The 23,237-nt window shown below is 30.7% G+C and carries 22 protein-coding genes; 19 read left to right on the forward strand and 3 right to left on the reverse strand.

Annotated elements, in window-relative coordinates; translation table 11 throughout:
• Positions 1 to 122: 122 nt before the first annotated feature.
• Together MHI00_RS04980 and MHI00_RS04985 are read right to left on the reverse strand one after the other, a co-directional pair.
• Positions 123 to 1,058 carry a serine protease gene (locus tag MHI00_RS04980; RefSeq protein ID WP_341111642.1) on the reverse strand — a complete coding sequence of 312 codons (936 nt, stop codon included), beginning with the start codon at positions 1,056 to 1,058 and terminating at the stop codon, positions 123 to 125.
• Between the two features lie 198 nt (positions 1,059 to 1,256).
• A complete protein-coding gene (locus MHI00_RS04985; RefSeq protein WP_341111645.1) occupies positions 1,257 to 2,495 on the reverse strand; it encodes an aminopeptidase in 1,239 nt (412 codons plus the stop codon).
• A 295-nt stretch (positions 2,496 to 2,790) separates the two neighbouring features.
• On the opposite strand from MHI00_RS04985, the gene MHI00_RS04990 reads away from it, so the two are divergent.
• The 3 genes from MHI00_RS04990 (at position 2,791) to MHI00_RS05000 (ending at position 4,844) form a co-directional block, all read left to right on the forward strand.
• The gene (locus MHI00_RS04990; protein WP_015077084.1) at positions 2,791 to 3,351 is read left to right on the forward strand and encodes a TetR/AcrR family transcriptional regulator; all 561 of its coding nucleotides are present in this window, start codon (positions 2,791 to 2,793) and stop codon (positions 3,349 to 3,351) included.
• A 65-nt stretch (positions 3,352 to 3,416) separates the two neighbouring features.
• A complete protein-coding gene (locus MHI00_RS04995) occupies positions 3,417 to 3,980 on the forward strand; it encodes a TetR/AcrR family transcriptional regulator (RefSeq protein ID WP_010051695.1) in 564 nt (187 codons plus the stop codon).
• Positions 3,981 to 4,181: 201 nt separating this feature from the next.
• Complete coding sequence (locus tag MHI00_RS05000) at positions 4,182 to 4,844, forward strand: DUF1361 domain-containing protein (RefSeq protein ID WP_187959283.1); 663 nt, start codon at positions 4,182 to 4,184, stop codon at positions 4,842 to 4,844.
• 63 nt (positions 4,845 to 4,907) lie between these two features.
• Here the strand turns inward: MHI00_RS05000 and MHI00_RS05005 are convergent, their stop codons facing one another.
• On the reverse strand, positions 4,908 to 5,348 hold the full coding sequence (locus tag MHI00_RS05005; RefSeq protein WP_015077081.1) for a flavodoxin: 441 nt from the start codon (positions 5,346 to 5,348) through the stop codon (positions 4,908 to 4,910).
• Positions 5,349 to 5,633: 285 nt separating this feature from the next.
• On the opposite strand from MHI00_RS05005, the gene map reads away from it, so the two are divergent.
• The 16 genes from map to MHI00_RS05085 all read left to right on the forward strand — a co-directional run bounded on the left by map (position 5,634) and on the right by MHI00_RS05085 (position 23,184).
• Positions 5,634 to 6,389, forward strand: coding sequence for a type I methionyl aminopeptidase (gene map, locus MHI00_RS05010; RefSeq protein WP_341111652.1), 756 nt, complete (start codon positions 5,634 to 5,636; stop codon positions 6,387 to 6,389).
• 295 nt (positions 6,390 to 6,684) lie between these two features.
• Positions 6,685 to 7,623, forward strand: a complete 939-nt coding sequence (locus MHI00_RS05015; protein WP_010051702.1) for a YihY/virulence factor BrkB family protein — start codon at positions 6,685 to 6,687, stop codon at positions 7,621 to 7,623.
• Positions 7,624 to 8,095: 472 nt separating this feature from the next.
• Positions 8,096 to 8,833 (forward strand): YveK family protein, encoded by a 738-nt coding sequence (locus tag MHI00_RS05020; RefSeq protein WP_010051703.1) that lies wholly within the window; start codon positions 8,096 to 8,098, stop codon positions 8,831 to 8,833.
• A gap of 15 nt (positions 8,834 to 8,848) precedes the next feature.
• Entirely contained in the window at positions 8,849 to 9,574 is a 726-nt protein-coding gene (locus MHI00_RS05025; RefSeq protein WP_057001604.1) for a CpsD/CapB family tyrosine-protein kinase, read from the forward strand.
• Positions 9,574 to 10,341 (forward strand): tyrosine-protein phosphatase, encoded by a 768-nt coding sequence (locus MHI00_RS05030; RefSeq protein WP_341111660.1) that lies wholly within the window; start codon positions 9,574 to 9,576, stop codon positions 10,339 to 10,341. The genes MHI00_RS05025 and MHI00_RS05030 overlap by 1 nt, the downstream gene beginning before the upstream one ends.
• A gap of 16 nt (positions 10,342 to 10,357) precedes the next feature.
• On the forward strand, positions 10,358 to 12,166 hold the full coding sequence (locus MHI00_RS05035; RefSeq protein ID WP_229252068.1) for a polysaccharide biosynthesis protein: 1,809 nt from the start codon (positions 10,358 to 10,360) through the stop codon (positions 12,164 to 12,166).
• A gap of 13 nt (positions 12,167 to 12,179) precedes the next feature.
• Positions 12,180 to 12,794 carry a sugar transferase gene (locus MHI00_RS05040; protein ID WP_341111665.1) on the forward strand — a complete coding sequence of 205 codons (615 nt, stop codon included), beginning with the start codon at positions 12,180 to 12,182 and terminating at the stop codon, positions 12,792 to 12,794.
• A 1-nt stretch (position 12,795) separates the two neighbouring features.
• A complete protein-coding gene (locus MHI00_RS05045) occupies positions 12,796 to 13,413 on the forward strand; it encodes an acetyltransferase (RefSeq protein ID WP_341111667.1) in 618 nt (205 codons plus the stop codon).
• Between the two features lie 13 nt (positions 13,414 to 13,426).
• Positions 13,427 to 14,587, forward strand: coding sequence for a DegT/DnrJ/EryC1/StrS family aminotransferase (locus MHI00_RS05050; protein WP_341111668.1), 1,161 nt, complete (start codon positions 13,427 to 13,429; stop codon positions 14,585 to 14,587).
• 10 nt (positions 14,588 to 14,597) lie between these two features.
• Positions 14,598 to 15,710, forward strand: coding sequence for a glycosyltransferase family 4 protein (locus MHI00_RS05055; protein WP_341111669.1), 1,113 nt, complete (start codon positions 14,598 to 14,600; stop codon positions 15,708 to 15,710).
• Complete coding sequence (locus MHI00_RS05060; RefSeq protein WP_341111671.1) at positions 15,703 to 17,016, forward strand: nucleotide sugar dehydrogenase; 1,314 nt, start codon at positions 15,703 to 15,705, stop codon at positions 17,014 to 17,016. The genes MHI00_RS05055 and MHI00_RS05060 overlap by 8 nt, the downstream gene beginning before the upstream one ends.
• 2 nt (positions 17,017 to 17,018) lie before the next feature.
• A complete protein-coding gene (locus MHI00_RS05065; protein WP_341111673.1) occupies positions 17,019 to 17,996 on the forward strand; it encodes an SDR family oxidoreductase in 978 nt (325 codons plus the stop codon).
• A gap of 22 nt (positions 17,997 to 18,018) precedes the next feature.
• Positions 18,019 to 19,140, forward strand: a complete 1,122-nt coding sequence (locus MHI00_RS05070) for a glycosyltransferase (protein ID WP_341111676.1) — start codon at positions 18,019 to 18,021, stop codon at positions 19,138 to 19,140.
• A gap of 2 nt (positions 19,141 to 19,142) precedes the next feature.
• Positions 19,143 to 20,408, forward strand: coding sequence for an O-antigen polymerase (locus tag MHI00_RS05075; RefSeq protein ID WP_341111677.1), 1,266 nt, complete (start codon positions 19,143 to 19,145; stop codon positions 20,406 to 20,408).
• Between the two features lie 47 nt (positions 20,409 to 20,455).
• Positions 20,456 to 21,769, forward strand: coding sequence for a hypothetical protein (locus MHI00_RS05080; protein ID WP_341111678.1), 1,314 nt, complete (start codon positions 20,456 to 20,458; stop codon positions 21,767 to 21,769).
• A complete protein-coding gene (locus MHI00_RS05085; RefSeq protein WP_157455727.1) occupies positions 21,766 to 23,184 on the forward strand; it encodes a lipopolysaccharide biosynthesis protein in 1,419 nt (472 codons plus the stop codon). The genes MHI00_RS05080 and MHI00_RS05085 overlap by 4 nt, the downstream gene beginning before the upstream one ends.
• The last annotated feature ends 53 nt before the right edge of the window (positions 23,185 to 23,237 follow it).

The following is a 23,237-nucleotide window of genomic DNA, read 5'->3' on the forward strand; positions in this document are numbered from 1 at the left end:
ATAAGATAAATTTGTTAATAGATTTTGTTTAAACTCTATTTTAGCAATGAAAATAGGAGGTTCAGAGTAGTTTCTACTCCGAACCTCCTATTCAGATAGACTACTTGGCTACGAATAGTTCTTTAAAAACATTTAGAACAAGGTTCCAAACCTCGACTGAGAGCATCTTCTAAGCTTGCGTCTGTATATGTTCCATTGCCGCATTTACGAATATGGTATTTAGATCCAGTTGGCGTAACTAAAACACGTTGGCCAGTGTTATCTTGTTGCGGGGCAGCAGCTGCAGCTTGAGCAACTCTATTTTCTTCAGCAACAGCTCGTTCATTTGCAAGTCGTTGTTCTTCAGCAACTCTTTGGGCTTCTTGAACTCTTTGTTCTTCCGCTATCCGCGCTTCTTCAGCGGCAATTCGCTCAGTTTCAGCTTTTTCCTTAGCCTCAGCTACAATCTTCTCTTTAGCTTCAACGGTTTGTTTAACTGTATCTAATCGAGAAACAATAGTTGAATCCTTAGTTGTTAAAGCAACAACTAAAGTATTCGCTTTATTATAATTTTCGCGGGTAGGTGTAGCTTCTGCAAGAATTAAAGCATCTGTTGCTTCTTTTAATTTTTCGGCTTGCAACTCTTTTTCAGCTTGAATTTTATTTTCAGCTGCTAACTTTTCTTCGCTTGCTTTTTTTTCTTTTTGTTTTTTGATATCACTCGCGCTAGTATCTTTTTTTACTACCTGGATTTGGCTTTGATCAGACTCTACTGATTCAGTTGTGGGGCTCAAAGCTAGACTAGAACCAAACAATAAAACACTAGCAGTTAAAAAACTAATTTTCTGTTTTTTTGGACTACTTTTAAAAGTGGCAATAAAATATAATAAGGAACCAAAGCTACTATACCAAAATAGAATAAAAAGTCCATCAGTAAAAGTAAACAGAGCTGTAAGAAGTCCTAGAAAAATACTAATTCCATATTTAAGATGGATGTTCCAACTACTATATCTCCACATAAAGTAGGCTCCTAATGGAAAAAATAATACCAACCATAATATAACTTTCCAATTTTTCATTTTCTACCTCCAAATTATTTTAGTTTTACAATGTAATTATAACATAAACTCGATTATTACTCTATATAATCTATTTAATTTGGATTTGTATGAATAGAGGCTTTAGTCGAGTAGCTCATTAATTTTATTAGGTAAATAAAAGCATAAAAAAACAAGCTAAAATAAAAATCATTTTAGCTTGTAATGAACTACTTTATTTTATGCCCAATTGCCTTTACGGAAAATAGGAACACGGGTACCATCTAAACGAATTCCATCAACATCCATTTCATTTGATCCAACCATGAAATCAACATGGACATCACTACGGTTCAAACCAGCAGCAATTAGCTCTTCTTCTGTCATTTCCGTTCCACCTTCTAAACTAAAGGCATAGGCAGAGCCTAAAGCTAAATGATTAGAGGCATTTTCATCAAAAAGAGTATTATAGAAAACAATTCCTGATTGTGAAATTGGGGAAGGATCTGGAACTAATGCAACTTCACCTAAGCGCTTAGAACCGTTATCTGTTGCGATTAGATGCTTAAGAACATCTTCCCCTTCTTTTGCAGTTACATCAACTACTTGACCATCTTTGAAAGTAAAAATCATATCTAAAATAGTTGTACCTGCATAACTAAGTGGTTTTGTACTTTTAATTACACCATCCGCTCGATTTGCATCTGGAGCAGTAAAAACTTCCTCTGTAGGCATATTTGCCATGAATTTTTCACCGCGAGCATTAAAGCTCCCAGCACCTTCCCAGCGATGACCTTTAGGTAATCCAATTGTGAAATCAGTACCTGGTGCAGTGTAGTGTAGCGCATCAAATTGTTCTTTATTTAATTCATCAGCTTTTGATTCAAGTAATTGATCATGAGCATTCCAAGCCGCAACAGGGTCTGGAGTATAAATTCTAGTTGTTTTAAAGATTTGGTCCCAAAGTGCATCAACTTGCTCTTCACTAGTCGCTAAATTAGGGAAAACTTTTGCTGCCCATTTCTCACCTGAAGCAGCAACAACTGTCCAACTAACTTTATTTGATTGAGTAGCAATACGCATAGCTTTAAGGGCTTTTCCAGCAGCACTTTGATAAGCAGCAACTTTAGTTGAATCAACACCTGACAGTGCATCAGGGTCAGCAGAACGGACGCTAATACGGCTAGCGTTCTTTTCTAGCTGGTCTAAAGATTCATCAATCTTATATTGTGGAATATCTGTTAGGCGTTCTTCAGGTGTGCCTAGGAAGACCTCGCGATTGATTTCATCATCTGTCCATTTTACAATAACCTCAGTAGCCCCTTTTTTATAAGCAGCTCGAGTAATAAGACGTGCAAGAGGTGCTTGTTCAACGTCAATTTGTAAAACAACAGTTTGTCCTTTATCAACGTTTACCCCCGTGCTAACGATTAAATCAGCATATTTTTGTAAATTTTCTTGAAAATTTGGTAGTACCATAAAAAAATCCCCCAGTTCTTGATAAAGTATTTTTGTATCAATAACTAAATTGATTGACTAGATAATGATAGCATAGCCTGTTTTAAGAAACAATTTTTTTAGAAAAAATAACAAAAAATAACAGATCAATTTAATGAAAGAAGAGTATTTAAGGGCATTTTGATAAAATAACTGTAACAAATTGTTAATAATTTTAAAATAAACGGCCTTAACACTAAAAAAGTTCTTTTTTTTATGCTACAATGATGTTAAAATAACAATAACGTTTATTTTTATATGGAATGGAGGAAACTCGGTGACTAGGAAAAAAGTAATCATGAAGAACCAAATATTAGATGCAGCTTATTCAATAGCAAAAAGAGACGGTTTATCGTTGATTACTGCTCGAAATGTAGCGAAGGAAATTGGATGCTCAACGCAGCCGATTTATCTTGAATTTGAGAATATGGATGAATTAAAGTCGGTCCTCTTAGATAAAATTCAGCGCCAAATGTCAGATAAATTGATGGAAAGAAAAGTGACTGGAAATCTATTTACAGACGTGTCATTAAATTACATTGATTTTTCTAAAAACGAGAAAAAATTATTCGAAATATTATTTAATGCGAATTTATTAATTGTCGATTTAACGAAAACTGAGTCATATCAATTTTTGTTAGAATCATTAGTTGAAGATATAACGGAACAATTAACTAATGAAGAAATCAAAACGTTATTCTGTGATTTATGGATTGTTATTCATGGTTTAGCTTCATTAACGACTGTGGGACAAGTAAATAATGATGATGCTGCTAATGAAAAATACATTAAACGTGCTAAATCTGGTATCATTGAAGCAATTAAAGGATCAAAATAGTGCTCGGCACTAGTGAGATAATAAAAAGTAAGTTTTTCTAAAATAATGAAACGAGGTGTAGCCTAATGGCTAGAAAGAAAACAATTACAAAACAACAAATTTTAAACGCAGCATATGATGTTGTTAGAACAGAAGGTTTTGGTGGATTTACGGCTCGTAATATCGCTAAAAAAATGAAATGTTCAACTCAACCAATTTATTTAGAATTTAAAAATATGGATGATTTAAAAAATGAATTATTCGAGAAAATTAAAGGTTACTTAAAAACTGAAATTTATTCTCATGAACATACAGGAGATCCACTTTTAGATGCCTGTTTAAATTATATTTATTTTGCTGATACTGAAAAAGTTTTATTCCGAGCTTTATACATTGAAAATCATTTAGGCATTGAAAAAATGCATAAAATTTCATTAGACTTTGCCATGAAGTTAATGAATGAAAAAGAAGAAACAAAAAATCTTTCAGATGCAGATAAATTCCAAGTATTTACAAAAGTTTGGATTGTTGCACAAGGAATTGCTTCATTGTTATCTTCAGGCTTATTGCCAATGGATTCTGAACAAGTTGAAACAAGTTTACGTGAATCATTGTCAGACATGATTTTAGGCGCTCGTTACGACGCTTAAGCAAAAAATAAAAAAGTGAGTCAGCTAATACCATTAGTTGACTCACTTTTTTTCTGATTAAATATATAAGATATACTCTTGGTAGAAATAGTTTTAAATAAATGATGAGTCACTATTCGTTTGTTTTATTTTTAGTTAAGAAAGAAGAGTAGCTATACAAAAAAATTCCTGATTATGATATGCTACCAATGAGGTGATAAAATGAAAATTAGATACCAGCAGAATTTAATTAGGCTATTCTTTATTGCCTATATGTTTGCGATTTACTTTATATCTTATCGGTATCAGCTAATGTTGTTGAACGGATTATTAGCTTACATACCTATTGAATTATCTTTTTGGTTGACGAATAAAAAACTTAAATCTACTAGTCTTTTTTTTATTATCAGTGCTGTTTGGCTTGTTTTTTTCCCAAATCTGCCCTATTTATTAACAGACTTAGTTCATCTAAGTTGGTTACGACCTTATATTCCTGATAGTTATGCTTTGCTAAGTGCACCGAATATTTGGAAAGACTTTTATTTACTGTTAGCTGGAGTGATTGGCTTTTTGATAGTGGGTTACCATAGTTTGAAAGCTTTTGGAGATGCATTGGCAATTCGGTTTAACTTTAAAAAGAACTATTATGTTCATCTTTTTTACCTATTTATTTGTGGGATTTCTAGTTTTGGTATTTATTTAGGGCGTTTTTCAAGGCTTCATACGGTCTATTTAATTACAGACCCAATCGAATCAATCAGAGCGATTGTTGATGCATTTGAGCCAAATATGTATCTATTTATTTTAGGTTTTACTATGTTACAGCTTATTTTATTTTATGCAGTTAGCTTTATACGGCTGGATAATACATCATTTAAGGCTTGAAATACCGGTTGAAATACAAAAAAGAGTTAAAAATCAATTCAATTTGATTTTTAACTCTTTTTTTTATAGTTTGCTAACTAATTCTTTAGCAAATGCTTCTAATTTTTGGATATCCTCTTCTTCAGCAGCGAGGTCAATTTTGACACTTTCAGCACCTTTAGTCGCTCCAGTCTCAATAAATCGTTCAGTAAAGTCATCAACTGATTTACAAAAATCGTCATAAAATGTATCGCCAGATCCACAAGTCCCAAAAATTTTACCAGTTAAATCAACATCAGCTAAATCTTCATAAAAATCGACAATTTCATCTGGTAAATCACCGTCGCCGTATGTATATGTAGCAACAATACATAAGTCAACATTTTCAAAGTCATCAGGTTCAGCATTAGTGCACTCAACAGTTTCAACATCAATGTTTAAATTTTCAAGCGCTTCTGCGACCACATCGGCAATTTCTTCTGTATTTCCCGTCATACTTGCATAAACAATTTTAGCACTTGGCATTTCAATCATCCCTCCATAGTTCAATTCAACTATTACATCCTTCAAATTATAACAAATATAGCGTTACAAATGCAATTAAAATCACAAATAGTTTTTTTTGCTTTCAAAGTCTCTTTAAATAGAAATAAATTATTCTTAAATCTGACTAAATAGTTGATAAATTCAGTTTTTATTAGGGTTTTTAAAATTCTTTAAACAAGATTGGTTCACAAAACAGAAAAATGCGTTATAATAGAGAAGATGAAAGCTTAAGCTACATGTAGTTTAAAAGAAAAGAGGAATTGTATGATAACATTAAAATCTCCACGTGAAATTGAAGCAATGGCGGAATCAGGTGCTTTACTGGCTAATGTGCATATTGCTTTACGTGATTTTATTAAACCTGGTATTACAAGTTGGGATATTGAAGAATTTGTAGATAAATTTATAACAGATCATGGAGCAATTGCTGCACAAAAAGGCTTTGAAGGCTATAAATATGCAACTTGTGTTAGTATCAATGATGAAATTTGTCATGGTTTTCCTAGAAAAGAAGTCCTAAAAGATGGTGATTTAATTAAAGTTGACATGTGTGTCGATTTAAAAGGAGCATTATCAGATTCTTGCTGGAGTTATGTCGTTGGAAAATCAACGCCAGAGCTAGACCATTTAATGGAAGTAACGAAGAAGTCATTATATTTAGGGATTGAGCAAGCTCAAGTAGGTAACCGGATTGGTGATATCGGACATGCAATTCAAACCTATGTGGAAGGCGAAAACTTAGGCGTAGTTCGTGAATTTATTGGTCATGGTATTGGCCCAACAATCCACGAAAGTCCATCTGTACCTCATTATGGTGAAGCAGGAAAAGGGTTACGTTTAAAAGAAGGTATGGTTATAACAATCGAACCTATGGTCAACACAGGAACTTGGAAATCTAAAATGGATGACAATGGTTGGACCGCACGCACAAAAGATGGCGGAATTAGTTGCCAATTTGAACATACTTTAGCTATTACTAAAGACGGCCCTCGTATTTTAACCTCACAAGGCGATCAATAAAATCAGTTTAAAGAGGGTACAACTGAAATTAGTTGTACCCTCTTTTTTTATCCAGTTCTCCAGCTTAACGAGCTTTTTATTTAGGCTAGCTCTTATGAGCCAACTCCTTGAGAAAAAGAAAAAAATTCAAGGTGACAAAAAGCATCACATTAATTTTTCCTATTTTCTTATCAGAGCTACTCAGCTCAACGAGCTTTTTATTTAAGTAAATACTTTCTTTTTTCTATCTTTTAGCTTAGAATTGAAAGGCATAACAAGTTTTTTTAAGATGTCTTAAGAGTACGAGGAGTAATAAATGACTAGCTCAAAAAAAATGAATAAGTATTTTAATAAAAAGGAATGGTTACGATTTTTTGAAACTATTCAGCGAAAGTATCAAGAAGCTGAAGTAACCAACTCTTCAGTAGTTATTGCCTACTATTTATTATTATCTTTCTTCCCAATTGTAATCATTATCGGAAATTTACTGCCATTGCTGAATCTAGATATCAATACGATTTTACCTTATTTTTCTACTATTATTCCTGAAGCCATTTACCAAGAAATCGTTGAAACCATTCATCGTTTGTTGACTTCTAGTAGTAGTGGAATGTTATCTTTTGGTATTGTTGCCGCTTTTTGGGCTGCTAGTAAAGGTATGAATGCGATGCAGGTAAGTATGAACAAAGCCTATGGAGTTGAACCAAGAAAGAACATGTTTGTAATTCGATTAGCTTCATTGGCATTTACTTTAATTTTAGTTTTAGGCATTGTAGCATTAGTTTTAGTGTTCAGTTTTGGACAAGTGGTTTTGAATTATTTAACTCCACTTTTACAGTTGCCAGAAGAATTAGTAGCTATTTTTCAAAGTGTCAAATGGCCAGTTACGCTGTTTGTCTTATTATTTGTATTTACCTTAGTTTATTACATGGTTCCTAATGCGCAAGTAAAGGTTAAATTTGTTTTGCCAGGTGCTATATTTGCTACAATAGGTTGGGTATTGTTATCACAAGCATTCGCCATATATGTACGCTACTTTTCAGGTAGAACCTTAAGCTACGGAAGTGTAGGGATTTTTATTGTTCTAATGCTTTGGTTAAATGGTTCTGGAATTGTTTTAACTTTAGGCGCAGTTATTAATGCTTCGATCGATGAATTTAGACATGGAAAGATAGAAAATAATAGTAGTCGAATCGGTGATTACTTCGAACGTCAGATTAATAAAGGTAAAGATAAGTTAACAAATAAGAAATAAAATAAAAAGCTATAGATGTTACTTTTTTGTAGAGTGCCATCTATAGCTTTTTGATTGTAAAGAGAGTTTAAGTCATATGCGAAACAAAAATTTAATGAACTTCTGATGAATCGGAAATAAAAGGACTGTCTTGTTTCGCGTTTTTTTATTCTAATGAAGCAGGTGTAGGTAATAAGTTTCTTTTTTTACTGTTATATAAGAAAAAAAAAGAATGGAAAATTCAATGGAAAAAGAGATAATGTGATAAGGTTTAAGAATTTTAACCGTTGTTATTAACTAAAATAAATTATAAATATTTTAATAATTTGTTTTTCTATTAATTTAGTATACATATATATTTAGAATTATCATTTTATTTGGGCCTATTTAGCCCTCAGAGTGGGGAGACTATGCTATAATTATTAAGGTCTAGTTTGTAACTAAATATAAAAAAAGAAACTTAAAATGAATAGTTTATTAGTAGGAGGAAAAAATGGAAGAATCGATTAGTTTAACAGAGTTATTTGAGGTTATAAGAAAGCGTTTAGCTTTGATCATTGGTTTAGGTTTAGCAGGAATAGCCTTAGCTGCAGTAGTAACTTTTTTCTTGATTACGCCAAAATATAGTGCCACAACACAATTATTAGTTAATCGAGCGAATGAAGAAGGGCAATCAACCAATCAATTGGCAGACTTGCAAACAGATGTTCAAATGATTAATACGTATAAAGATATTATCAAAGGTCCGGTTATTTTGGACGAAGTAAGAAAAGAGTTGAAAACCAATTTGACTACAGATCAATTGAAAAGTCAGATTGAAGTGATTACACAACAAAATTCACAAGTATTTACAGTTCAAGTTACGGATGCAGATCCGTATGTAGCTGCAGATATTGCAAATGCTGTAGCTACGGTTTTCCAAAATAAAATCGGCGATATTATGAGTGTGAAAAATGTAACACCGATTTCTAAAGCTGTTCCTAATTCTTCACAGATATCCCCTAACTCAACCATTAATATGCTGATAGGCTTAATTATTGGATTATTACTAGGTGTTGGTGTGGCTTTTGTCCTTGAATTTTTAGACAAAACGGTTCGAGATGAAAAATTCATTAATGATACGCTAGGATGGACTAATTTAGGAGCGGTTTCTGAAATGGATGAAGAAGAATTGACAGCAATTTTACCTGCTGGAGTAAATACTAGACGAGCAGCACGAAGCCGCGTATAAAGGAGATTGACTAGAATGTTTAAATTTAAAACAAATAAAGAACAATTGATTGAAAGTCAAAAAAATGGTGCTAGTTTAGTCACTGTAACAAAACCTAATTCTGTTGTTGCTGAACAATTCAGAACTATTAGAACGAATATTCAATTTTCAATGATTGACCGAGATTTAAAATCATTAATTTTCACTTCGTCAGGACCAGGCGAAGGGAAATCAACAACGTCAGCTAATTTAGCGGTTGTCTTTGCGACACAAGGCAAGAGAGTTTTGTTGGTGGATGCAGATATGCGAAAACCATCTGTTAATAAAACCTTTAAGTTATCAAATCATGAAGGGTTAACAACACTGTTAACAGAAAAAGAAGTCGTACTTGGTGATGTTGTTCATGAAACCAATACTGAAAATTTATTTATTTTAACTAGTGGCCCAATTCCTCCTAATCCTTCAGAATTATTAGATTCAAAAAAGATGAATCGTGTAATTGAAATTCTAGAAGAAACTTTTGATTTAGTTATTTTTGATATGCCACCAATTGTATCTGTAACAGATGCGCAAATAATGGCATCAAAAACAGATGGAACAGTTTTTGTTATTCGTAATGGGATTGCTACTAAAGAAGCAGTTTTGAAAGCTAAACAATTACTTGATATAGTCAACGCTAATGTAGTTGGAACAATTTTTAATGGATTAGAAAAAAGAAAAGATAAAGCTTACAAGTATTATGGAATTGAAGGTGAAAACTAATGATTGATTTACATTGTCATATCCTACCAGGTATTGATGATGGGGCTCAATCATTAGAAGATTCCTTAGCTATGGCTCATATGGCAGTAGCTGAAGGAATTACACATATTTTAGTGACACCTCATCATAAAAATGGTGTTTTCATCAATGAAAAAAACGAAATCAATCAAAAATTGATAGAGTTGCAAAACGAATTTGATTTACGAGAAATTCCAATCAGCTTATTTCCAGGGCAAGAAGTACGAATCAACGGCGATTTAATGGAAGAAATAGCTGACGGAAAGATTCAGTTTATTGATGAGGAAGACCAGTATTTATTAATTGAGTTTCCAACAATGTCTGTTCCAGCTTATTCAGAAAATTTATTTTTCGAACTAAGTAAAAAAGGTATTATTCCAATCATTGTTCACCCAGAGCGCAACCAAGTATTTATGGATAACCCTAATGCATTAAAACCATTTATTGAAAGAGGGGCTTTAGCACAGTTAACAGCTGGGAGTTATTTAGGTAAATTTGGTAAAAAAATTCAAAAAGTGAGCAAACAAATGTTGGAGGCAAATCTTGTTCACTTTATTGCGTCAGATGCACATAATACGACTTCTAGAAGCTTTTTAATGAAAGCAGCTTATGACAAGTTGGGGCAAGATTTTGGAAATAGAAAAGCTGAAAGTTTTAAGCAAATAACAAAAGATTTAATTAATGGTGAAATAATTAATGTAAATGCACCAAAAAATGTAAAAGAACATAAAATTTTTGGCTTGTTTTAAAAGGAGGAGTATCAAAATGATCTTGACGAGAAATGTCAAAAAAATCATTTTAATCAGTCTTGATAGTTTAGCGATAATCTTATCAAGTATTGCAGCATATATTTTTTTAAACCCATATATTGATCCTTCTAATAGTTTTTATATTGGTGTTGTTGGAATCTGTCTGTTTAGTTATATGGGTTTAGCGACATATTTTAAATTGTTTTCAAAGATAAATCGTTATACTAGCCTAAAAGAAATTTTAAATGTTTTTATTTGTGTTAGCTTGGCTTTCTTTTCTGCTAGTTTAGTATCTTTGTTAGCGATTAATAATATAAGTTGGAGATTTCTAGTACTTATGTATGTATTTTCTTTGTTCATAATTGCCGGTAGCCGAATTGTATGGCGCATTTTGATTGAGATGAGAAATAAACACTTAGATGGTGAGCAAAAAGTAAACAAAATAAGAACATTGGTTGTTGGAGCTGGAGAAGGTGGCAGTGTCTTTATTAAAAGTTCAAGGAAAAATGATAATGAACTTAAGATTATTGGGATAGTAGATAGTGACCAAACAAAACAAAATACTTATTTATATGAAATACCTGTTATCGGTCTGATTGAAGATATACCGGAACTGGTTCATGAGTATGATATTGCCCAAATTACAATTGCTATTCCTTCTTTAAAAGCAATTGAATATGAATATATTTTAGATATCTGTAATCAATCTGGCGTTAAATTCAATTTAATGCCTTCAGTTGAAGATGTTTTAAATGGTAAATTGTCAGTTAGTCGTTTCAGAAAAATTGATGTAGTAGACTTACTAGGTCGCGAAGAAGTTAAGTTGGATATGCAACAAATTTCTAAAAAACTACACGGAAAAACAGTTTTAGTTAGTGGAGCAGGTGGATCAATTGGATCTGAAATTTGCCGTCAAATTATGAAATTTCATCCCAGCAAATTAATTTTATTGGGACATGGTGAAAACTCAATTTATTTGATCCACAAAGAATTAGGGCAGATTTTTGGAAGTGATACGGAGATTATTCCGGTTATTGCAGATATTCAAGATCGTGAACGAATTTTTGAAATCATGAAAGAATATAGACCGGATCGGGTATACCATGCGGCCGCTCATAAGCATGTACCGATGATGGAGTGTAATCCAAAAGAGGCTGTTAAAAACAATATTTATGGCACAAAAAATATGGCAGAAGCGGCAAAAGCTTCAGATGTTGGAAGTTTTGTCATGATTTCAACAGACAAAGCAGTAAATCCACCTAATGTGATGGGAGCGACAAAACGGATTGCAGAAATGATTGTAACAGGCCTAAATGAACCTGGTAAAACTAAATTTGCTGCTGTTAGATTTGGAAATGTACTAGGTAGCCGTGGTAGTGTGGTTCCTTTGTTTAAAGAACAAATTGAAAATGGTGGGCCGATTACAGTTACTGATTTTAGAATGACACGCTATTTTATGACGATTCCAGAAGCTAGTCGATTAGTTATTCAAGCGGGTGCTTTGGCTAAAGGTGGAGAAACCTTCATTCTAGATATGGGGGAACCCGTTAAAATAGTTGACTTAGCCAAAAAAGTTGTAAAATTAAGTGGGTATACTGAAAAAGAAATTGCGATTATTGAAACAGGTATCCGACCTGGTGAAAAATTATATGAAGAGTTGTTAGTTGATGGTGAGAAAACAAATGAGAAGGTCTACGATAAAATATTTGTTGGTAAAGTGTCATCGACTAGCATTAAAGAAGTAGAGCAATTTATTGCAGAACTTAGTAGAAGCGATGAGAGTAAAATTAGAAAAGATATTTTAAACTTTACGAATGCAAAATAAAGGAGGAACAAGTATGTACAAAAGTTTTTTTAAAAGATTAATTGACTTTAGTTGTTCCTTACTATTGATAATCATACTTAGTCCAGTTATTATTTTAACTGCCTTTTTTGTCGCTATATTCTTAGGGAGGCCAATTATATTTAAACAACAGAGACCGGGTTTAAATGGAGAAATATTTACAATTTATAAATTTAGATCTATGAATGAAAAAAGAGATAGTAACAATAAATTATTTTCTGATGAAATTAGGCTAGGTAAGTTTGGCAAGTATCTTCGTAAATTAAGTTTGGATGAATTACCTCAACTTTTTAATGTGTTGAAAGGTGATATGAGCTTTATTGGTCCACGTCCCTTATTGGTTGAGTATTTACCATTGTATTCACAAATACAAAAAAAGCGTCATGAAGTTAAACCTGGAATCACAGGTTGGGCACAGGTAAATGGTAGAAATGCGATTACTTGGGAACAAAAGTTTAGATTAGATGTTTACTATGCGGAAAATTCTAGTCTGTGGTTGGATATTAAAATTACCTTTTTAACATTCTACAAACTAGCAAAACGCGCAGATATAGCGAGCGAAAATCATGTAACTGTTGCTAAATTTACTGGATCAAAGGATTGTGAATAGTATGGGAACTATTTTAGTTATTGGAAATGGTGGACATAGTAAAGTTATCAGAATGATGATTGATAGAAGTTCAAACAAGCGATTAGCAATTCTTGCTGACGATACGATTGAAAATCAATTTGAAGAAAATAAGATTATATATTCGCCCTTAAGCGAAATTAAAAATAATAAAAATCAGTTTGAAGAGTCAATCATTGCGATTGGAAATAATCAAATAAGAAAAAAGATATATGAACGATTTTCTGAGATTAACTATGCAACATTGATTGACCCATCTAGTATGATAGCTCATGATACAATTGTTGGAACTGGTTCAGTTGTGATGCCGAAAGTGATTATTAATCCTAATGTACGAATAGGTATGCATTCTATAATCAATTCAGGAGCGATAGTTGAACATGATTGTAAAATCGGTGATTTTTGTCACATTTCTCCAGGAGCGGTTTTAACTGGCGGAGTAAAAATAGATAATTTGGTTCATATTGGAGCTAATGCAACGATACTACCAGGAATCCATATAGGTGAAGGTGCCGTGATTGGTGCAGGTGCTGTAGTTACGAAAAATGTGCATAAAAACCAAGTTATGGTTGGAAATCCAGCTAAAGAATTAGGAAACTAAGGAGGAATTATAAATGGTAGCTGAAAACAAAAGAATTCTTTTATCATCACCACATATGTCAGGTAATGAACAAAATTATATAAATAACGCATTTAAAGAGAATTGGATTGCGCCTTTAGGACCTAATGTTAACCAATTTGAGTTAGATATAGCAGCTTATGCTGGCGTTAAAGGAGCATCAGTGACAAGTTCTGGAACTGGTGCTATTCATTTAGCTCTAGATATTTTAGGAGTTAAACAAGGGGATTCGGTGTTCTGTTCAACCTTTACTTTTGTCGCAAGTGCCAATCCAGCTTTATATTTAGGCGCTGTCATAACCTTTATTGACTCCGAAGTTGAAACATGGAATATGTCTCCATTTGCTTTAGAACGAGCACTTTCAGATGCAAAAAAAATGGGGAAATTACCCAAAGCTATTATTGTTGTAAACTTATATGGCCAAAGTGCGCAGATGGATGAACTTTTGGAAATTGCCAATAGCTACAATGTTCCAATTATTGAAGATGCTGCGGAATCATTAGGAGCAGAGTATAAAGGCAAAAAAAGCGGTACCCTTGGAAAAATTGGTATTTATTCTTTTAATGGGAATAAAATCATTACAACTTCAGGGGGTGGTGTTTTAATTTCTGATGATGAAGAAATTATTTCTAGATCTAGATTTTTAGCTACCCAAGCACGTGATGAAGCCCCTCATTATCAACATTCGGTGGTTGGTTATAATTATCGCATGAGCAATATCTTAGCAGGTGTTGGAATTGCACAATTACAAGTATTGGATGAGCGTGTGGCACGTAGGAGAGAAATATTTGATACGTACTATCAAGAGTTAGCAGGTATTGAAGGTGTACAATTTATGCCAGAATTAAGTGGAACAAAATCAAATCGTTGGTTGACGACTTTAACTATTGATCAAAAAATTATCCAATTAAGTCCTTATGAGATTATGGATAAAATGAATGAAGCAAATATTGAAACTAGAGCATTGTGGAAACCACTTCACATGCAACCTTTGTTTAAAGATAATAAATTCTATAAAGACAAAAATTCATTAGAATCAACGGCAGGATTGTTGTTTGCAAATGGGCTTTGTTTACCATCTGGATCTAACATGACAAATGCAGAACAAACCCGAGTTATTGAAGCTATAAAAAAAATAGCACTCAACAAAAAATAGGAGTTTTTTGATGAAAAAAGTATTAATTTTAGCCAACAATGACATAGGATTGTACAATTTCCGTAAAGAAATTATAAAAAAGTTAATAGAGAGTGGATATAGTGTATATATTTCACTTCCTCAAGGAGAAAGAATTCAAGATTTGATTGATATGGGTTGTATATACTATGAAACGCCAATAGATAGACGTGGAATGAATCTTATTAAAGATTTAAAACTACTTATATTGTATGAAAAAATTGTGAAAGAAATAGATCCAGATGTCATTTTAAGTTATACAATTAAGCCTAATATATATGGCGGCTTAATTGCTAGGCTCAAAAAGAAAAAATATATCGCAAATATAACAGGAATTGGCAGTGTGTTTCAGGCGGAAAATTTAATAAAAAAAGTAATCTCTTTTTTATACCGATTTAGCTTGAAAAAAGCTGAATTTGTTTTCTTTCAAAACCAAGAAAATATGGATATTTTTGAGGGAAATAAAATTAGAGGGAAGAAAAAACTTTTAATTCCTGGATCTGGTGTTAATATACATCAATTTTTACCAATTGCTATTGATCAAGAAAAAGAAAGCCTTGATTTTATTTTCATTGGTAGAATAATGAAAGAAAAAGGTATCGAAGAGTATTTATATGCTGCTAAAAAAATTAAAGAAGAATATAAATATTGCAAATTTCACATTATCGGTAGCATGGAAGAATTAGAATATGAAAAAGTATTACGTAAATACGTTGAAGAAGAGATAATTATATACCATGGATTCGATAAAGATATTCAAAAATACATTAATAATAGCGACTGTGTCGTGTTACCTAGCTATCATGAAGGAATGTCTAATGTATTGCTAGAATCTGGAGCATCTGCTAGACCATTGATTGCATCTAACATAAGTGGTTGCAAAGAAATTATTGATGAAAATAGTAATGGTTATACTTTCAAAGTTGGGGATAAGGAAGATCTAGTTAAGAAAATCAATCAATTTATTTCATTAAATAAGGACGAAAGAAAGTGTATGGGACAAAAATCTCGTAAAAAAATTGAAAACGAATTTGATCGTACTATTATTGTTAGTAAATATAAAGTAGTCATAGATAACCTTATTGGAGGAGATTGTAATGATTAAAATAGAGGATATTATTATGAAAAAAGAAAAAATTTCATTAATTGGATTAGGATACGTAGGTATGCCAATAGCAGTTTCTTTTGCTAAAAAAGTTGACGTAATTGGATTTGATTTAAGTGAAGAAAAAATTAATACTTATAAATTAGGGATTGACCCAACTAAGGAAGTTGGAAATGAAGTTATTCGTAAAACTAAAGTGTACTTCACTTCAAACCAAGAAGACTTGAAAAAAGCGAGATTTCATATTGTTGCTGTTCCTACCCCTATAAAAGAGGACAAAACGCCAGATTTAGGTCCGATAACTTCAGCTAGCGAATTACTTGGAAGAAACTTGAAGAAAGGTTCGATAGTCGTATATGAATCTACAGTTTATCCAGGTGTAACTGAGGACATCTGCATTCCTATTCTTGAAAAATTTTCTGGCTTGAAATGTGGTATTGATTTTAAAGTTGGATACTCGCCAGAAAGAATAAATCCAGGTGATAAAATTCATAGATTAGAAACCATTATTAAAGTAGTTGCAGGAATGGATCAAGAATCTTTAGATATAATTGCTAAAGTTTATGAATTGGTTGTCGATGTAGGAGTTTATAGAGCGGAAAGTATCAAAGTTGCTGAAGCTGCTAAAGTAATTGAAAATTCTCAAAGAGATATCAATATTGCTTTTATGAACGAATTATCTATTATTTTTAATAAATTAGAAATTGATACACAAGCTGTTTTGAAAGCAGCCGGAACAAAATGGAACTTTTTGAACTTTCAACCTGGTCTAGTCGGTGGACATTGTATCGGTGTTGATCCATATTATTTAACCTATAAGGCTGAAGAATCAGGATACCATTCTCAAATAATTTTAGCAGGTCGGAGAATTAATGATGGCATGGGGAAATATGTAGTTGAAAATACAATTAAGCAATTAATTAAAACTGATAAATTAGTTAAGCAGGCTAGAGTAGGTATTTTTGGTTTTACATTTAAAGAAAACTGCCCTGATACAAGGAATACAAGAGTAATAGATATTGTAACTGAGCTTAAAGAATATGGTGTGGAGCCTTTAGTTTTTGATCCAGTAGCCGATAAGACAGAGGCATTACATGAATACGATTTAAAGTTAAATAACTATGAGGAAATGAAAGAGTTAGATGCGATAATAATTGCAGTTAACCATGAAGAATTTTGTTCATACTCTCTAGAAAATTGGAATTCTTTTTATAACGCTGGCAAAGAAAAAGTGATTTTGGATCTTAAAGGAATTTTGAACAAGGCAGATATGAAAGAAAATAATTTCAATTATTGGAGGTTTTAGTTATGGGCTATAAAGATGTTAAATTTCCAGAGAATTCATTATTCTTAATAACTGGTGGAGCAGGATTTATTGGATCTAATTTGTGTGAAGCACTTTTGAGAATGGGTTATAGCGTTAGATGTCTAGATGATTTATCTACAGGGAAATTGGAAAATATCCAACCCTTTTTTGAAAATGAAAATTTTGAATTTATTGAAGGTACCATTGTAGATTTTAATACATGCAATACAGCTTGTAAAGATGTTGATTACGTTTCAAATCAAGCTGCGTGGGGAAGTGTACCTAGAAGTATAGAAATGCCTTTAAAATATGAAGAAATAAATATAAAAGGCACTTTAAATATGATGGAAGCTGCTAGACAAAATAATGTAAAAAAATTTGTTTATGCATCATCATCTTCGGTTTATGGTGATGAGCCTAATTTACCAAAAAAAGAGGGAATAGAAGGCAATGTTTTATCTCCTTATGCTTTGACTAAAAAAGTTGCTGAAGAATATGGTCGCCTGTATTCAAATTTATATGGTCTTGAAACTATTGGTTTGAGATATTTTAATGTATTCGGAAGAAGGCAAGATCCATATGGTTATTATGCTGCTGTTATTCCTAAATTTGTTAAGGCTTTGTTAAATGATGAAGCGCCTATTTTTAATGGAGATGGTAGCCAATCTAGAGATTTTACTTATATTGAAAATGTAATTGAAGCTAATTTAAAAGCGATGATTTCTTCTAGTGATGTGCAAGGAGAAGCTTTTAATATTGCGTATGGCGGACAAGTTAGTTTAATAGAATTATTTGAAGAATTAAAGGGATTGTTAAATAAAGATGTTAGTCCAATTTTTGGTCCTGAAAGAGTTGGAGATGTAAAACATTCTAATGCAGATATATCAAAAGCACAAACAATGCTAGGTTACAATCCCAGCTATGATTTTTATGCAGGCATTCGATTAGTAACTGATTGGTACAAGAGTAATTTAAAATAAAAATTAATACTATGAGGTTAAAATGAAAAAAAAAATATCTATTTATGTAAGAAATAAAAAAATAACTCCATCAAGCTATTATAGAATAATACAATATTCAGTTTTTTTTGATGGGGATATTAAAATAAGGGAAAATTCTCCCAGTAAAATATATAAAAAGCAACTTAATAGTCAAAGTTTGAATTTTTTTCGAAGAATTTTAGTAGGGGTATTTTATTATATAATTCTTGTAGTACGTACTTCTTTTTCTTTATGTAAAGATTTAATTTGGAAACCGGATTATGTTATTGTCTCTAAGTCATTTTGTCCTAAACATACTCCTGCTTTTTTAAACTTTTTAATAAAGAAATTAGTTGAAACTACGACTGTCTATTGGGACTATGATGATAATATTTTTTTGAATAAAGAAATTTCAAAAAAACAAGCAAAAATATTAATGAAATATAGCAATAAAATTATTGTCACTAACGATTTTTTGAAAGGTTTTATTGATGATAAATATAAAGATAAAGTTATATTAATGCCAACAACTGATGGAGACTTACAGGGATTTAATAGTACAGAGTTGAAAAAATCACGTAAATCTGCATTAAAAAAAGAAGTTAGAATAGTATGGGTTGGCACTAGTTCAAATTTGAAAAATTTTGATATAATAATTAATGAGCTTGAAAAAGTAGCAGAATTGGTACAAGAACAGTATAAAAAAAGAACTATATTGACAATTGTATGCAATGCTAAATTAATAAAAAAAACCAATTTTTTGGAAATTAGAAATATCGAATGGGATAGAGAAGTCAGTAAAAAAGAAATATATGCTGCACATATAGGAATCATGCCTTTGATACAAAATAATTACTCATTAGGAAAAGGAGGTTTTAAGTTAGTTCAATATATTTCAACGGGACTACCTGTTGTGGGTTCAGGAGTAGGATACAATAATGAAGTGATTGATTTAAACTGTGGCTATATTGTTGATGATAATTTAACAAGCATACATTGGATTGATGCTATTCTTAAAATTATTGAAAGTCCTTTAATTTGGGAAACATATAGTGATGCTGCATATAGTAGATGGAAACAAAAATTTTCTTTTGAAACCAATTTACTTTCTTGGAAAGAATTGTTAAGCAGAAATGAGGTTTAATATTGATATTTATTAGTTTAATATGTTTAATAGGTACTATAATAATTTCTAAATCGATTTTTAAAAGTTATATAAATCCAATGAATTTATTTCTAGGTAATTTTTTTTTCGCGATGATGCTTTATTATTCAGTTGATTTTATTGATCACAATCTATCAAGTACAACGATTTTAATACTAGTCAGTTCATTCATATCTTTTATTTATGGGATGCTGATAGCTGCAATTTTATTTAAAAGAAAAAATAATCAAAGCAATTTAGAGGACAAAACCTTAGGAATAGGGATTAGATTAGAGCATATAAAGTTTTTTAAAATATTATTTTGGTTAAGTATTTTGGGCTTTATATCTTTTTTAATGACCCTTCAAAATTCAATAGGTTTAGTAAGTATTTTAAAAAACCCCAATTTGTTAAATTTAGCTATTTCTGAAAATTCTATCATTTTTTCTTCAATCCCAGCTTATTTAATGAAAATTAGTATGATTAATTCTTTGTTTTTACTTGTCTATATATTAAAATTTAAACCAAAGAACAAAAGCATATATATAATGTATTTTTTAGAAATTTTTATGAATGTTTCTGTTAAAAGAAATGTTTTAATATATATATTGGTTTTGAATATTCTTGTATACATCTATTATAATCAAGGAAGAATATCTGAAAAGATTAAAAAAAGCAGTCAAACACAAAAAATAATTACACTATTTTTTGTGAGTGGAATAATTTTATTTTATTTTGCATCAACTCAAAAATTATTAAATAAAGAACTTTTATATCAAGGAAATATTTTTGGTCTGAAAATTTCTAATTCATTGATGACAATACTAACTTATTACATTGCAAATTTTAAATCTTTCGATATCTATTTAACTACTGACATTGTTGATTCAGCAGTTTTTGGATCTAGTTTACGTTTTGTATATCAGTTTTTTGAAAGTATTAATTTTGTACACTATGATAGTTCTTTTTTAAGTTTAGATTTTGTTAGTGTTCCTCAGTTATTCAATACATCAATTGCTCAAATATATATATATGCTGAAGGTGGCTTGGGTTGGATTATTTTATTTTATAGTTTTTTAGGATATTTTTCTAGTTCACTTTATTTTAGTTATTTTAAATATAGAAATGATTTTAAATTAATAGGATTAGCAATAATGTCAAACTTATTACTATTTAGCATAAGAGAATATGTTGTTTTGCAAATTGATTTTTGGATATCCGTATTTATTTTATTTTTGTTTAGTGTATATGCAAAAAGAAAAATATAAGGTTATCAACTTTTATTTTAATTTAATGTAGAAAGATGGGATTATGGATGAAAATTTTAATGATAACGCCAGCCTTTCCGCCAATTGGTGGTTCGCACATGCAAAGAATGTTAAATTTTGCTAATGCGCTTTCTAAAAATGGAGTAGAACTTCATGTGTTAGCTTGTAAACCCTCAGAAGGTTATCCTAATATAGATGCTAAAAGCAAAAAATTAATTGATAAAAATATAAAAGTGTATTACGTACCAGAAGGTTTTCTTCACAGAAAAGTTAGAAATAAGAATGAAGAAATTAGCACAGAAATAGCTACTAATAATTATAGTATAAAAGTTGAAATATTAAAAAAATTGAATAAAATAAAAAAATCACTTCTTATTCCCGATACAATGGTTGATTGGTATTGGAGTGTTATTGATTTTGAGAAAAAAAATTCTTTAGTAAACAAAATTAAACCTGATGCTATTCTAAGTTGTTCTATGCCAAATACATCTCACTTAATCGGTTATAAATTATCAAAAAAATATAATATTGATTTAATAATGGATTATGGAGATCCATGGGCATATGAAATTTCTGTAAAAAGAGGTAAAATAAGATTTAAATTAGAGTATAAGCTAGAAAAAAAAATATTGAATCATTCTATTTTAAGCTTTGTTGCTACTGAAGCAACAAAGCAACTATATATAGATAAATATAAGTTGAATTCTGATAAGGTACAAGTCGCAATGATGGGTTATTATAAGGATGATAGCTATCAAAATAATGAAAAAAAGGAACCTGAAAGTAAAAATTCGACTTTATCTTTAAATTACGGAGGGGCATTAAATCCTATTCATAGAAATCCTATTCCTTTTTTAAAAGCAGTGAGCAAAGTAGATAAAAATGAAAAAATAGCCTGCAACTTTAGAGTAGATAATATTTCAGAGTTATCTGAAGTTAGTTCAAAATTAAGTATAGAGGATCGCGTAACGATTAATGAGTTTGTTCCGTTTACTGAATTTATAAACGAATCAAAAAAATACGATATTTTAGTATTGTTTGGAAATAGTTCACCAATGCAAATTTCGGGAAAAGTATTTAACTATATGGCTACTGGAAAAAGAATTTTTTATATTAAAAATATGGACTCTGCTGTTTCAGATCCAACTGAAGAGATATTAAAAAAATATAAAAATGTTACGATTTCTGAAAATACTGTTGATGAAATATTAGAACAGTTAAACAAATTGATTTTAGAAAAAAAGAATAGGCAAATAACTCAAATTTATAGTAATGAAATTGATGAGTATTCATGGGAAAATCAAGGTTTAGTTTTCTATAAGGGAATAAAAAAAATTTTGCTTGAAAGGAACATTACATGAGTATTAAAGTTAAGGAATTTTTAAGCAATTTTTCTTATTCTTTTCTATCTAATTTTATAGTATTACTAATTTCTACTTTAATGGTTATTATTTTACCAAAAATATTAGGCGTTAATGAATATGGTTATTGGCAGTTATATATGTTATATACTTCTTATACGGCACTTCTTCATTTTGGTTGGAATGATGGTATTTATTTACGCTATGGAGGAGAGGAATACTCTAATTTAGATAAAAAATTATTTTTTTCACAGTTTTGGATGTTAGTTATGTTTGAAACGTTAATAATGGTATCTTTTTTTATTGTATCAGAATTCCTTCATTTGAACATTGATAAATTATTTGTTATGAGGATGATGGTTGTTTGCTCTTTTTTCTCAATACCAAGAGGGATGTTACTATTTATTTTACAGGCAACTAATAGAATCAAAGAGTATGCAATTGTGACATTGAGTGAAAAGGTTGTCTATTTATTTTTAATAGTTATTTTTTTGCTTGGAGGTATAAGAAATTATAAAATAATGATACTTGCTGATATTTTAGCAAAATTTATTTCTTTAGTGTATGTCAGCTATAAATGTAAAGACATTGTATTTAGAAGAGTGAATAGTTTTTATTTTACATTTAATGAAACTTTTGAAAATATAAAAAGTGGTATTAAAATTGCATTCGCATATGTAGCAAGTACTTTAATTGTTGGAACCGTTAGATTTGGAATTGAATATAATTGGAATGTAGCTACTTTTGGTAGAGTATCATTGATGTTAAGTATTTCAAATATGATGATGATATTTATAAATGCCGTAGGTTTAATCATGTTTCCTCTTTTAAGAAGGACAAGCAATGAAAAGTTACCACAAATATATATGGTACTTAGACTTATACTTACCGTGTCATTATTAGGAATTTTAATTTCTTATTACCCATTAATGTATGTATTATCGTTGTGGCTACCACAATATATTGAAAGTCTCCCGTTCTTGGTATTGTTATTTCCAATCTGTCTGTATGAAGGTAAGATGGCATTATTATTGAATACTTATTTCAAAACGATGAGAAAAGAAAAAAGGCTTATGCAAGTAAATATTTTGACATTTATTTTAAGTTTATTATTAACTGGTATCTTTGCATATACATTAAAAAATTTAGTTTTAACTGTGGTTTCAATTTTATTTTTACTTATGTTTAGATGTATTATTTCAGAGTTATACATGTCTCGTATTTTAGGGATTAAATTAAAAGCAGATATAGTAACAGATACGATTTTAACAGCTATATTTGTAATTTCAGGAGTTTTATTTAATTCAAACATTGGTATACTAGTTTATTTTTGTTCATATGTTATTTACTTGTATTTTAATAAGAATCGTTTGCGAGAAGTTTTAATATTTATAAAATCTACTTTGTCTAGATAATGTTAGTAGGTAATCTTTAAGGAAATTTATATAGTAAAATGACTAGATTTATT

Origin of the sequence: Carnobacterium sp. FSL E2-0243 (assembly GCF_038003605.1) — a bacterium.
In the GTDB taxonomy this organism is placed as follows: domain Bacteria; phylum Bacillota; class Bacilli; order Lactobacillales; family Carnobacteriaceae; genus Carnobacterium; species Carnobacterium maltaromaticum.

Excerpts from the sequence above, each read along its gene's own strand:
- MHI00_RS04980 (WP_341111642.1), bottom strand. The coding sequence starts at position 1,058 with ATGAAAAATTGGAAAGTTATATTATGGTTGGTATTATTTTTTCCATTA.
- MHI00_RS04985 (WP_341111645.1), bottom strand. The coding sequence starts at position 2,495 with ATGGTACTACCAAATTTTCAAGAAAATTTACAAAAATATGCTGATTTA.
- MHI00_RS04995 (WP_010051695.1), top strand. The coding sequence starts at position 3,417 with ATGGCTAGAAAGAAAACAATTACAAAACAACAAATTTTAAACGCAGCA.
- MHI00_RS05000 (WP_187959283.1), top strand. The coding sequence starts at position 4,182 with ATGAAAATTAGATACCAGCAGAATTTAATTAGGCTATTCTTTATTGCC.
- MHI00_RS05005 (WP_015077081.1), bottom strand. The coding sequence starts at position 5,348 with ATGCCAAGTGCTAAAATTGTTTATGCAAGTATGACGGGAAATACAGAA.
- map (WP_341111652.1), top strand. The coding sequence starts at position 5,634 with ATGATAACATTAAAATCTCCACGTGAAATTGAAGCAATGGCGGAATCA.
- MHI00_RS05015 (WP_010051702.1), top strand. The coding sequence starts at position 6,685 with ATGACTAGCTCAAAAAAAATGAATAAGTATTTTAATAAAAAGGAATGG.
- MHI00_RS05020 (WP_010051703.1), top strand. The coding sequence starts at position 8,096 with ATGGAAGAATCGATTAGTTTAACAGAGTTATTTGAGGTTATAAGAAAG.
- MHI00_RS05025 (WP_057001604.1), top strand. The coding sequence starts at position 8,849 with ATGTTTAAATTTAAAACAAATAAAGAACAATTGATTGAAAGTCAAAAA.
- MHI00_RS05030 (WP_341111660.1), top strand. The coding sequence starts at position 9,574 with ATGATTGATTTACATTGTCATATCCTACCAGGTATTGATGATGGGGCT.
- MHI00_RS05035 (WP_229252068.1), top strand. The coding sequence starts at position 10,358 with ATGATCTTGACGAGAAATGTCAAAAAAATCATTTTAATCAGTCTTGAT.
- MHI00_RS05040 (WP_341111665.1), top strand. The coding sequence starts at position 12,180 with ATGTACAAAAGTTTTTTTAAAAGATTAATTGACTTTAGTTGTTCCTTA.
- MHI00_RS05045 (WP_341111667.1), top strand. The coding sequence starts at position 12,796 with ATGGGAACTATTTTAGTTATTGGAAATGGTGGACATAGTAAAGTTATC.
- MHI00_RS05050 (WP_341111668.1), top strand. The coding sequence starts at position 13,427 with ATGGTAGCTGAAAACAAAAGAATTCTTTTATCATCACCACATATGTCA.
- MHI00_RS05055 (WP_341111669.1), top strand. The coding sequence starts at position 14,598 with ATGAAAAAAGTATTAATTTTAGCCAACAATGACATAGGATTGTACAAT.
- MHI00_RS05060 (WP_341111671.1), top strand. The coding sequence starts at position 15,703 with ATGATTAAAATAGAGGATATTATTATGAAAAAAGAAAAAATTTCATTA.
- MHI00_RS05065 (WP_341111673.1), top strand. The coding sequence starts at position 17,019 with ATGGGCTATAAAGATGTTAAATTTCCAGAGAATTCATTATTCTTAATA.
- MHI00_RS05070 (WP_341111676.1), top strand. The coding sequence starts at position 18,019 with ATGAAAAAAAAAATATCTATTTATGTAAGAAATAAAAAAATAACTCCA.
- MHI00_RS05080 (WP_341111678.1), top strand. The coding sequence starts at position 20,456 with ATGAAAATTTTAATGATAACGCCAGCCTTTCCGCCAATTGGTGGTTCG.
- MHI00_RS05085 (WP_157455727.1), top strand. The coding sequence starts at position 21,766 with ATGAGTATTAAAGTTAAGGAATTTTTAAGCAATTTTTCTTATTCTTTT.